Raw genomic sequence first — 12,040 nt, 5'->3', positions numbered from 1 at the left:
CTGTTCGCCCATTAAAGCGGTACGCGAGCTGGGTTCAGAACGTCGTGAGACAGTTCGGTCCCTATCTGTCGCGGGCGCAGGAAATTTGAGAGGAGCTGTCCTTAGTACGAGAGGACCGGGATGGACGTACCGCTGGTGTACCAGTTGTTCCGCCAGGAGCACCGCTGGGTAGCCAAGTACGGACGGGATAAGCGCTGAAAGCATCTAAGCGTGAAGCCCCCCTCAAGATGAGATTTCCCAATTAGTAAGACCCCTTGAAGACGACGAGGTTGATAGGTTCGGGGTGGAAGCACAGCAATGTGTGGAGCTGACGAATACTAATCGGTCGAGGGCTTATCCTAAAAAGTTTACGAAGTAAACTTACTTCGGAAGCATACACTCAATTACCCCACAAAGTGAAGCAAACGCTACGAGGATTATTCCGAGTACTTTGAGGGGACCCCGATGAAAAAACGGGAAAAACTTAAGGAAAAACAAACTTTCGCATCCAGTTTTCAAGGCGCAAATCAATATATGCCGGTGTAGCTCAGTTGGTAGAGCAACTGACTTGTAATCAGTAGGTCGAGGGTTCAAATCCTTTCGCCGGCACCATAATATGAACAAACAGACTCGATCAGTTATGATCGGGTTATTTTTTTGTCTAATCGTCCAAACTGAGCCGCCGATACGATTAGTTAGTATAACGGGTTATGAGGGGGATATGAGATTAGTGAATGAGTTTACAATAACAAAAGTGAATGATTTGGATACACAAATGTTAACGCTGCTGGTTGAAGAAAGTAAAAGCGAGGGATTCCGGCATCTCAACCGGCTGGTGACGGAATACGATGCTGGAACAAACAAATTCGATAAGGAAGGGGAAGCGCTCTTTCTCGCTATTAATCGTAGTGATATCGTAGGAGTTTGCGCATTGAATCAAGATCCTTATTCCGTTATTAAAGAGATTGGCAGAGTTCGTAGAATGTATGTAGCACCCCATGTACGCCGTTTTGGGGTAGGGCGGATGCTAATGGAGTCAGTCATTGCAGAGGCAAGAAATCGCTATCGAATTCTTGAATTAAAGACTGATAATCCGGTTGCTGATCTGTTTTATCAATCGATGGGGTTTTCGGTTAATTTTGATCTCGGAAATGATACTACCCATTATCTTCGTTTAAACTGACAAGTATCTGCAGCTTAGCATGTATAAGAAAACTTCTAGGCTGGATTGGTGCCATTACATACCAAATAGAGATTAGGCGATTGCTGAATAAGCTAATGAATTTGCATTTAAAATTTGCAGGACAGCGAATTTACTTCGCGAATCTTTAAATTATAATAATTTGTGGTAAAGGAAGATGAACACGGTACAGATAAGAAGGAGGTTAATCGTTTATGGGGCTTAGACTAAAAGGACGCGTTGCCATCGTTACTGGTGCTAGTCGTGAGCGTGGTATAGGAACTGCCATTTGCAGAGCATTAGCTTTAGAGGGGGCTGACATTCTCTTTACACATTGGGGTTCTTTTGATAGAACTCAAATTTATGGAGAGGATAGTGGTTGGGAGAAACAGCTATGCAAAGAGTTAGTCGATTTAGGTGTAAAGGCTGGCCATATGGAAGTTGACTTAGCTGATCCAAATGTTGCTGACGAAATTCTGGATTACGCTGACAAAACATTAGGTACTCCTAGTATTCTCATAAATAACGCCACATACTGGGCAGAGTCAAATTACCGCACATTCGATGCTGAGGTCATAGACCGCCATTACTTCGTAAATATCAGGGGTGCAAGCTTACTAACGATGAAATTTGCCCAAAGGTTTGAACAAACGCATGTAGGAAAAATACCTGGACGGATTATTTTTATGGTATCGAAGGGCAACGATGCAAACAATCTTGCATATTTAGCTACCAAAGGGGCGCAAACCGCATTAATTGAACCACTTTCGGTTGGGCTCGCTCCTTTGGGAATAACCGTTAATGCCGTTGATCCAGGCCCTACGGACAGCGGTTGGATGGATGACGAGGTTAAGTCCTATTTGCTGCCGATGTTCCCAATGGGGAGAATCGGACAGCCGGAGGATGCTGCAAAACTGATTAGCTTCTTAGTAAGTGACGAAGCAGGCTGGATTACAGGACAGCGAATAGTCTCAGAAGGCGGCTTCACAAATAAGTAATAAGCATATATCTTGGAGATTTACGAACCAGATCACACATGACGGAGTTGTAAAATCATAAAAGAACCTGGGTATTTTCACCAGGTTCTTTTATATTGCACATCAATAGGCATGATGATATAATCAGATCACGACTGTCACATCAAATGAAGTCATAGTTAGTTCATCTTACAATTTAATTGTAGCATGCCTCTTGAACTCTTGTCAAATGTTTTTTCACAATTCTATGGTTAGGAGAGATGTTGAATGGACTCATTAGTGCTCGGTTTTCAGGAAATGGATAAAACGCAGCTTTTGCTCGTTGGCGGTAAAGGTTTAAATTTAGGGGAATTATCAAAAATTAAGGGAATACATGTACCCGAAGGTTTTTGTATTACAACAGTAGGATTTCAAAAAGCCATCGAACAAAACGAAACGTATTATGTTTTGCTGGATCGACTAACCATGCTGAAAGCAGAAGAACGAGCTCAAATTGCTGAAATCAGCAGTGAGATTAGACAAATTATTATGGAGGCAGAAATTCCTTCCGATGTAGTGCAAGCCGTTACTCGCTATCTCTCCCGGTTTGGAGAGGAGCATGCTTATGCCGTGCGTTCTAGTGCAACTGCTGAAGATTTGCCTCATGCCTCTTTTGCCGGTCAACAAGACACTTATTTAAATATCATCGGCAAAGAAGCCATCTTGCAGCATATCAGCAAATGTTGGGCATCCCTATTTACAGATCGCGCGGTAATCTACCGTATGCAAAATGGATTTGACCACAATCAAATTTACTTATCCGTAATCGTTCAAAGGATGATATTTCCACAGGCTTCGGGTATTTTATTTACCGCTGATCCAATTACTTCCAACCGTAAGCTGCTATCGATCGATGCCAGTTTTGGACTTGGAGAAGCGCTGGTTTCCGGTTTGGTATCGGCTGATAGTTATAAGGTTCGCGATGGTGAAATCGTCGATAAGAGAATAGCAGCCAAGAAATTGGCTATCTATGGACGGAAAGGAGGCGGAACGGAGACAAAGCAGATCGAGCCTGATCAGCAGATGTCTCAAACACTCACTGAGCAACAAATTTTACAGCTGGCACGCATCGGAAGACAGATCGAAGAACATTTTGGCCGCCCCCAAGATATCGAATGGTGTTTGGCTGATGATACCTTCTATATTGTCCAGAGTCGGCCGATCACTACCTTATACCCGATCCCTGATGTGAATGATCAAGAAAATCACGTGTATCTTTCTGTTGGTCATCAACAAATGATGACGGACCCCATGAAGCCGTTGGGATTGTCCTTTTATTTGTTAATTACTCCTGCGCCTATGCGTAAAGCCGGTGGGAGGTTGTTTGTTGATATTGCACCCAGGCTGGCTACCCCTGCCGGCCGGGAAGCTTTATTAAATACCATGGAATCCGATCCGCTCATCAAAGGGGCACTTATGACCATAATAGAGCAAGATTTTATAAAATTGTTGCCAAATGATCAAACAGCACCGATTCTGGGCAGAAGTCATACAGAGATGCCGGCACAATTCGAGAATGATCTGACAATCGTTTCTGATTTGATTAAGCGTAATCAAGCATCGATAGAAGAGTTGAAACAAAACATCCAAGCGAAATCGGGATCGGATTTGTTGGATTTTATTCTGGAAGATATTCAGCAATTAAAGAAGATCTTATTTGACCCCAAAAGTACGGCTGTCTTTATGGCTGCTATGAATGCTACATCATGGATCAATGAGAAAATAAACGAGTGGTTAGGTGAGAAAAACGTAGCCGATACGCTTTCTCAATCTGTACCGAATAATATTACTTCGCAAATGGGTCTGGAGCTAATGGAAGTCGCGGATGTGCTACGACCAAATTCGGAAGTCATTGAATATTTACGGCATGCCAAAGAAGATAACTTTATGGATGATCTCGTTAAGTTAGATGGCGGACAGGAAGCTCAAGACGCTATTTATGCATTTCTTAATAAATACGGAATGCGTTGTGCCGGAGAAATCGATGTATCTAGACCACGCTGGAGTGAAAAGCCAATTACACTAGTTCCGATGATTCTTGGCAACATCAAAAACTTTGAGCCTAATGCCGGAAAACGGAAATTTGAGCAAGGACTCCAAGAAGCTTGGGATAAAGAGCAAGAACTGTTAGATCGGTTGAGGCAATTGCCGGATGGTGAGCACAAAGCCCAAGAGACCAAACGAATGATCGATATCATCCGGAACTTTATCGGTTATCGGGAATATCCCAAATACGGCATGGTTAGCCGTTACTTCGTATACAAGCAGGCATTACTGAAAGAAGCCCGGCAGCTCATACAAGCTGGCGTTATTCATGAGCAAGAAGACATTTTTTATCTCACGTTTGAAGAGCTTCACGAAGTCGTACGCACATTTAAATTGGATTACGAGATCATAAACAGCAGAAAAGACGAGTACAAATTTTATGAAAAACTGACCCCTCCACGTGTTATCACGTCCGATGGCGAAATTATTACAGGTAAGTACAAACGAGAAAATCTCCCGGCTGATGCTCTAGTAGGTCTGCCTGTTTCTTCAGGAGTCATTGAGGGACGTGCACGCGTTATTTTAAACATGGAAGATGCTGTTCTTGAGAATGGAGATATACTAGTCACCTCCTTTACTGATCCTGGCTGGACACCATTGTTTGTATCCATAAAAGGTTTAGTCACCGAAGTTGGCGGACTGATGACCCATGGTGCGGTTATCGCACGTGAATACGGCTTGCCGGCAGTTGTTGGAGTGGAGAATGCCACCAAATTGATAAAAGACGGGCAACGAATTCGTGTGCATGGAACAGAAGGATATATTGAAATATTGTGAGAGATCATATTAAAGGCTGGAGTGGATTCTATGAACATGCAAGTTCCCGTGCTGAATATCATTGGACCTGTTGGTATTGGAAAGTCGAGTGCCGCAGATGCCATATCGGAAATGTTGGAGCATGACTATGCTCTTCCTCATGCGGTAGTCGACCTTGATCACGTAAGGCGCGGTTTCCCTGCGCCAAGTGAAGATCCGTTTAACATGGAGCTTGGGTTTAAAAATCTGGCGGCTGTTTGGAATAACTATCGTTCAATTGGAGCAAAGTGTCTAATCATACCAAGTGTCATGGAAAGCAGAGAACATCTGGACAAAATGCGATTATCAATACCAGGAGCGGATATATTCGTAGTACGACTTGTTGCATCACTTGAAGTCAACCATGATCGGATACGCGGCAGGGAGAAGACCCTGGATTCCCTAAATTGGCATCTGCAACGTTCAACGCAACTAGCTGAGGAACTCTCCCAAAAGAACTTGGAGAATGTGATTGTAGACACTGAGGGTAAGCTGCCTACTGACATAGGTCGAGAGATAATTCTCAAATGGGGGATTATTGAGAGGTATGGTTCAACGGGTAGACTTTAATTAAATACTATCAAAATGGCAGCGGGCATAATGATGAACGGCTGCCATTTTGATTAATTTGCTTACAAAATTAGAGCCTTGTCAGGCTCCTCATCCTGATGATTGTACCTTTACTGCGTTTACTCAGCAGATGGTGCTGGAGCCGCATCGATATAAGCGAGTGCGTTGTAGATAAGTACAGCTGCATCCGCACGCGTAATTTCATCCGTAGGATTAAAGTTTCCATCCTGATCAAGCTCGGCGATTTTAAGTACCAGCGCTCTTTGGACAGAACCTTCATAGGAAACGGACAGCTCGTCTTGATCGTTAAACTCCATAGGCATAAGCTTAATCATCGGCAGATTGCTGTGCTTTTCAATCGCAAGAATAAGCTGGTGTGTAAACTCTTCTTTTGTCCACGTTTTGTTAGGATCCAGATCATTTGGCAAGCCAATGTCATTGTTTGCCGCAATGATAAGCGCATCCGCATACCAAGCCTCATCGTCCGCTTTTGGGAAATAATCAGTAGCATGAGGCTCTTTAATAAAGCGAAGCGTATCAATGTTCAGATCAAGTGCATTTACGATCAGTTGGATACCTTGTGCTGCAGTTAACGTAGCGTCCGGGAAGTAGCGGTCTTTGGTAACACCTTGCACTAACCCTTTATTCTGCAAAGAGATAATTTTATCCTTAGCGCTCACATTTGCGATATCCGTAAAGGAGTTTGTTGCCGCAAAGCCTTGTCCAGCGATGGATAGGGTAAGCACTGCTGTAGCTGCCAATGTAACGAGTTTGAATTTCTTTGTCATAGGATCACCTCATCATGTAATTTGGAACGTTCCTCCCTCATAGACGGGCTTTCCTAAAAAAGGTTGCAACTACACTTACTTATTTTTATAAACTTAACAATTTGTTAATAAACTCGATTATTTATGAATGTATAAAACCAAAAAGGTATTTGTTTTATAACAAAGAATAATATTATCGACTACTCCCTGTCACACGAATCATGATGAAGGAGAGGATTGGATGGAAAAGTTAATCGAGGAGTACAGCCAAGACTATGCGCTGCTGCGAGAAGCCGTCGAAGGATTGTCTGAGGAAGAGCTAAGTTTCCAACCTGCACCGGACAAATGGAGCATCCATCAGATTGTGATCCATGTGACGGATGACGAGATTCTGTCGACACATCGATTGAGGAAAGTCTTGGCGGAGGAAAAACCGCTTCTGCTGTCATTTGATCAGGAAGCCTGGACGGATAACTTGGGATATGAACGGTTGGACCGCGAGAAGCATCTGCTCCTGTTTCAACTGCTTCGGGCCAGCATGCTGCCGCTTCTGGAAAATCTGACTCCCGAGCAGCTTGAGCGGATCGGGGAATATCCCGATGGAGTGCGGTACACGTTTAAAGAGCTGCTGGAATTGCGCGTCCAGCATATACGCAGCCATCTCGCCCAGATCGAGCGGGTAAAGCAGGCATATCGGGCGGACAGGGCATAACATTATATACTAGTTGTGAATAAACTCCCTAGAGGAACGATGGCGCAACGTAAAAGGCTACCGTAATAGGTAGCCTGTCGTGCAGATTATCCTACGGGTCTTCGACGTTGAATTTGCCATGTACCCGTACATATCTATTACGTGAAACAGGTTGATTTTGAAAAAAGCGATACCGCTCTCTATAATCGGAAATTCAAGCTATGCGAAAATTGTCTCATATTTATTTCGTTTGTTATATAATCAGTTCATTACGTCAGTTGAAACAGAGTTGATTATAAGAAGGGGTATGGAACATTGGGTCATGACTTGGACATATTCGGACGAAGCCCGAAATTTTGGAAATGGTTTTTTGGGATAAAGCTCGTTTTTGATCTCACCATATCGGGTGTTTTTTATTTCGAACATTCCATCGCGTTATTTTGGAGACTTAGCTTCATCGTTTTTTCGGTAATTGTTTTTCTTTTGGTCTATTTGTTTTACTCCAATACGAACAAAAATCAGAGTTGGCTGATTTACCTTCTCATATTGGATTTCCTGGTGTCTGCTTCTTACGGATACATCTTTATCGCTGGAAATTTCCCAAACCATCTGTTTATTGGAATAACCGCTTTAGCCATACTGATGTTTATAAAGGATACCCGTATTCTCATTGTTGCTTGCTTACTGCTGCTTTTGCTCTATGTTGTTACGATGGGAAGCATTGACTGGTATTTATATAAAAGCTTGGACGAAAACAGTTACTTCACAACGTGCTCCTTTATTATTTTCGCTTGCATCGTGAACGCGCTAATTAATTTTTACCAGCGCGCTCGCAGGGATGCATTGCAGCTGTATACGCAATTGCAGCAATTTCATGAGCAGTTGCAGCAATTTGCACTTAAGGCCGAAGAGTGGGCAGCAACTCGGGAGAGAGTGCGAATTGCTCGAGAAATTCATGATACGGTGGGTCATAAACTGACGGCAGTACTCGTCCAAATGCAAGCGGCACGAAAGTTAAGTGCAGTTGATCCCCTGAGAAGCGAGCAAGCTTATAGGGATTGCGAGGGTTTAGTCCGATCTTCTCTGCAAGAAGTTCGTCTGTCTGTAAGGGCCATTCGCGATGAACCGATTCAATCGACTTCATTGAACGTAAGTCTGGACAGGCTGGCGCAGGAGTTTACGAAATTCGCAAAAGTGCAAACCATTTTTCAAACCAATGGGACACCCGTTGCGCTGCCTAGCGATCTTCAATTAACCGCGTATCGAATCGTGCAGGAATCGCTTACGAATGCGCAGAAGCATGGAAATGCAAAAAATGCTGAAATCTTATTATCCTATTCCGAATCCGGATTTTCTCTGGTCGTCCGTAATGACGGAGAAGTGCCTCGTGAATTAAAACCAGGGTTTGGATTAATCAATTTGCAAGAACGTGTGAAGGAGTGGAACGGAAAGGTGCATTTTCAAATGGCACACGCAAAAGACTTTGCCGTGGAAGCGCACTTCCCCTATCCTTTGACAGATGTGGAGCGTGAAAAAGAATGAGGATCCTTATTGTTGACGATCAACGGCTCATGAGGGAGGGGCTCGCGACCATTATCGGATTAGAATCCGGTATGGAAGTGATTGGAACGGCGGTGGATGGACAAGATGCCTATGCCAAAGTGCTTGAAATGCGCCCGGACGTGGTGCTCATGGATATTCGAATGCCAGGTATGGACGGCGTTGAAGGTTCCGCATTAATACTTAAGCATTTTCCAGAGACGAAAGTATTAATCCTGACGACCTTTGATGATTCGGAATTGATTATAAAAGTGCTGGAGAATGGGGTTCATGGTTATTTATTGAAAGATATGCCTTCAGAGGCGATTATAGGCGCCATACGAACCGTCTACAACGGAGGCACCGTACTGCAACATGATATTACGTCCATGCTGCTGAAAGAGTTTACGAAAATAGCTGACCAGAATCCGGATAAGACACATCCAATAAGCGGACAAGAGCCTGAACTGTATGGGTTTTTGACCGAACGGGAGAAGGAAGTGCTGGCTTTGCTAGGTCAAGGTTTGAACAATAAAGAAATCGCGGGCATGCTCTTTCTAACGGAAGGGACCGTGAAAAATCATGTTTCTAATCTGATATCCAAGCTTGGGCTGCGCGACAGAACTCAGGCTGCAATATATGCGGTTCGTCATCTCCATTCCTAGCACCAGGCATTACTTTTGGCATAGGGCATGAAATTTCTCATGCTCTGCGGTCAAAAGTGATGCCTTTTCTTTTTGCAAATGCATGACTTTCCACAGGTTCTTATTCGACTGCCACTTGATAGAATTTGATTACAACTTGAAGAGGAGGTGCCAGGAGATGAACTTGAAAAAACGCAGGTTTTATCTAATCCCCATTGCCGTACTCGTTGTCGTCGTGTATTTCTGGAACGGTTCCTTTAATAAAGCGACGGCAACGGTAGCCGAAGCACAGGATATTCAGAATACGATTGATGAATACTCGCCTTCCGATACTGCCATTTTTGCCGGCGGCTGCTTCTGGGATATGGAAGAGATTTTTGAGAAAGTAGACGGCGTTTCGAGTGTTATTTCCGGCTATACGGGTGGACATGCCGAAAATCCGACTTATTATGAAGTTGGTTCCGGAACGACTGGACATCTTGAATCGATCGAAGTTCACTACAATCCAAATGCAATTTCGTATGAAGAACTGCTTCAGGTATTTTGGCGAAACGTTGATCCTACGGATGCGGAAGGTCAATTCGGAGATCGCGGCAGTCAGTATCAATCCGCAATCTTCTACAAGAATAATGAACAGAAGTTGGCAGCTGAATCATCTGAAAGGGAATTAGAAGCTTCCAAACGGTTCGATAAACCAATCCTAACGAAGATTACTGCAGCCACACTCTTCTACAAAGCCGAGTCAGAACATCAGGATTATTTTGAAAAGCATCAGTTTGGCAACAAGATGAGCCAGCTGTTTTCCACGCGCGATGAGTTCTTGAACAATATTTGGGGCAAAGACCGCGAAGTGAAAGTAAGCCCAAAGCAAACATACATGAAAGACATTAACAAAGATGAAAAGCTGAAGACGCTGACGGAGCTTCAATTTAACGTCACGCAGAATGGCCAGGATGAAACGCCATTTCATAACCCCTACTGGGATTACAACGAAGAAGGCATTTACGTGGACATCGTATCGGGAGAGCCGCTATTCAGCTCACAAGATAAATTCAATCCCAACACAGGCTGGCCTAGCTTTACCAAACCACTGGATTCACACAACATTGTGTTGACGGAGCATAATGGATTATTTTCCGAGGTTGTCGTCAAAAGCCGTGCTGCGGATTCCTTCCTGGGCCATGTGTACAAAGACGGACCCGCGCCAACGGGATTGCGATTCTGCATCAACTCTTCAGCGATGGATTTTATTCCGAAAGCCGATCTTGAGAAAAGAGGATACGGACAGTTTGCATCACTATTTAACTAAATGCCAACCTTAAAAAGGAGCGAATAAAATGAGAGCGGAATATGTATTTCATGTACTTAATAAACACCTTGATCAATTAATTGAAGTATTCAATAATTGTCCGCCGGAAAAACGCAACGTGATCCCGGATGGATTCAAAAACCATATTCATTGGCATTTGGGGCACGTGCTTGCGGTTACGCAATTCCATGTGTTTGGTCTTGCGGAGCAAGCTCCGATCTTCCCGGAAAGCTATGATAACCTTTTCGCATACGGAACGAAACCTGCGGATTGGCAAGAAGATGAGAAACTGCCTCAGTGGGAAGTACTGATCGCTCAATTAAATGAACTCCGCCAAGCGATTCATGAAACATTCGAAAATCGCCTTGATGAGCCCGTCAACGAGAATTTCCTGAAAGCTCAAAATATTGGCGAGCTTATTTATGCGACTTCATTGCATATGTTTTATCACCAAGGCGTTGTTTACGGAATTATTCATGCGCTGAAATAAGGATAGAGATAAATCAACAGTTCCCTAGAGGCTGCTATTAGCAATTGCGCCCTATAAATGAATAGAGAAACAAAATAAAAAAAGCTGCCGATGCGATCGGCAGCTTTTTCCGCTTACTGCCAATGGCGGATTTTGCCCGGAGCAATGCCATAGGCGTCCTTGAACAAATGGTAGAAGTGACTCAAGTTGTCGAACCCGGCATCAAAGGCGATGTCGACGATGGGAAGCTGCGTCGTGAGCAGCAAATTTTTGGCATAGCTAAGCCGCAGATGGTTTATGTAACTCGTTGGTGTCATGCGAAGATATTGCTTAAATACGCGGTTAAGATGACCGTCGCTTCGATCCGTCAATTCGCGCAAACGGGGCAGCCCGGCGCTGAAGTTTTCTTTTTTCTGCAGCTGCGCGAGCAGATGATCGAACCATTGCGGCATCACTTTCGTGCTGTCATTCCGGAAATGGAGGAAGAAGTGGGTCAAGGCATCGATTAAGAAGCTGCGGGCCATAGTTCTGGCCTTTTGTTTATCCGTAGACGTGAACAGCTGGATTTGCTCGCTTTTCCTCATCAATGCCTCCATGTCTGCTCCGTTCAAGCGGTGGACGGGAGGAAGCTGCGGACCTCGGAGTGCCTGAGCGAATGCCGCGTGGCCGATGTAATCGAAGGCGCCCTCCACAACCTCCTTATAGAAATTCACGTTCAAAAATTGGCAGTCTACTCCTTCCAGCAAGTCGTAGCCATGCGTGTCGTTAGGACGAATGAATACCATGTCGCCTTCCTTCAGGCCTTGGGCATCTCCGTTGACCAAATGCGTGCATTGGCCGGATACCACGATGAAGATTTCATAAAAATCGTGTCCGTGCAGCGGGTAAGCATGTTTTACCGAAGGCACGATGTGGAAATTGGATTGCACCAGCGGATCGATCAGAGCTTTCGCATAGAGCATGGGAACGGTCATGACGTGTGCCTCCTTGTCTGCTTGAGAAGAATTCCTGATGTTAATATAGCACAAAAATAGG

The 12,040-nt window shown here is 44.2% G+C and carries 11 protein-coding genes, 1 tRNA gene and 1 rRNA gene; 11 read left to right on the top strand and 2 right to left on the bottom strand.

Annotated features, from left to right (window positions below):
* The 6 genes from BM200_RS07735 to BM200_RS07710 form a co-directional block, all read left to right on the top strand.
* A 23S ribosomal RNA gene (locus tag BM200_RS07735) occupies positions 1–341 on the top strand; the annotation flags it as partial.
* A gap of 174 nt (positions 342–515) precedes the next feature.
* Positions 516–591: transfer RNA gene (locus BM200_RS07730), tRNA-Thr, on the top strand.
* Between the two features lie 118 nt (positions 592–709).
* Complete coding sequence (locus tag BM200_RS07725) at positions 710–1,162, top strand: GNAT family N-acetyltransferase (RefSeq protein WP_245772921.1); 453 nt, start codon at positions 710–712, stop codon at positions 1,160–1,162.
* 212 nt (positions 1,163–1,374) lie between these two features.
* Entirely contained in the window at positions 1,375–2,157 is a 783-nt protein-coding gene (locus BM200_RS07720; protein WP_091183353.1) for an SDR family oxidoreductase, read from the top strand.
* Between the two features lie 246 nt (positions 2,158–2,403).
* The gene (gene ppsA, locus BM200_RS07715) at positions 2,404–4,998 is read left to right on the top strand and encodes a phosphoenolpyruvate synthase (RefSeq protein ID WP_091183350.1); all 2,595 of its coding nucleotides are present in this window, start codon (positions 2,404–2,406) and stop codon (positions 4,996–4,998) included.
* A gap of 30 nt (positions 4,999–5,028) precedes the next feature.
* The gene (locus BM200_RS07710) at positions 5,029–5,586 is read left to right on the top strand and encodes a hypothetical protein (protein ID WP_091183349.1); all 558 of its coding nucleotides are present in this window, start codon (positions 5,029–5,031) and stop codon (positions 5,584–5,586) included.
* Between the two features lie 119 nt (positions 5,587–5,705).
* Here the strand turns inward: BM200_RS07710 and BM200_RS07705 are convergent, their stop codons facing one another.
* The gene (locus BM200_RS07705; RefSeq protein WP_091183347.1) at positions 5,706–6,374 is read right to left on the bottom strand and encodes an S-layer homology domain-containing protein; all 669 of its coding nucleotides are present in this window, start codon (positions 6,372–6,374) and stop codon (positions 5,706–5,708) included.
* Positions 6,375–6,594: 220 nt separating this feature from the next.
* Between BM200_RS07705 and BM200_RS07700 the strand changes: the two genes are divergently transcribed.
* The 5 genes from BM200_RS07700 to BM200_RS07680 all read left to right on the top strand — a co-directional run bounded on the left by BM200_RS07700 (position 6,595) and on the right by BM200_RS07680 (position 11,026).
* Positions 6,595–7,065, top strand: coding sequence for a DinB family protein (locus BM200_RS07700; RefSeq protein ID WP_091183344.1), 471 nt, complete (start codon positions 6,595–6,597; stop codon positions 7,063–7,065).
* A gap of 294 nt (positions 7,066–7,359) precedes the next feature.
* Positions 7,360–8,586 (top strand): sensor histidine kinase, encoded by a 1,227-nt coding sequence (locus tag BM200_RS07695; RefSeq protein ID WP_091183343.1) that lies wholly within the window; start codon positions 7,360–7,362, stop codon positions 8,584–8,586.
* Complete coding sequence (locus BM200_RS07690) at positions 8,583–9,248, top strand: response regulator (protein WP_091183340.1); 666 nt, start codon at positions 8,583–8,585, stop codon at positions 9,246–9,248. Before BM200_RS07695 ends, BM200_RS07690 begins: the two co-directional genes overlap by 4 nt.
* Before the next feature lie 157 nt (positions 9,249–9,405).
* Positions 9,406–10,536 (top strand): peptide-methionine (S)-S-oxide reductase MsrA, encoded by a 1,131-nt coding sequence (msrA, locus tag BM200_RS07685; RefSeq protein ID WP_175532779.1) that lies wholly within the window; start codon positions 9,406–9,408, stop codon positions 10,534–10,536.
* A 28-nt stretch (positions 10,537–10,564) separates the two neighbouring features.
* The gene (locus BM200_RS07680; protein ID WP_091183339.1) at positions 10,565–11,026 is read left to right on the top strand and encodes a DinB family protein; all 462 of its coding nucleotides are present in this window, start codon (positions 10,565–10,567) and stop codon (positions 11,024–11,026) included.
* 113 nt (positions 11,027–11,139) lie between these two features.
* Here the strand turns inward: BM200_RS07680 and BM200_RS07675 are convergent, their stop codons facing one another.
* Positions 11,140–11,979, bottom strand: a complete 840-nt coding sequence (locus BM200_RS07675) for a helix-turn-helix domain-containing protein (protein WP_091183336.1) — start codon at positions 11,977–11,979, stop codon at positions 11,140–11,142.
* Positions 11,980–12,040 lie beyond the last annotated feature (61 nt).

The sequence above is a fragment of the Paenibacillus catalpae genome, from assembly GCF_900112695.1.
Classification (GTDB): Bacteria; Bacillota; Bacilli; order Paenibacillales; family Paenibacillaceae; genus Pristimantibacillus; species Pristimantibacillus catalpae.
Note: the sequence above shows the minus strand (reverse complement) of the source record. Positions and strands in the feature narration are given on the sequence as shown.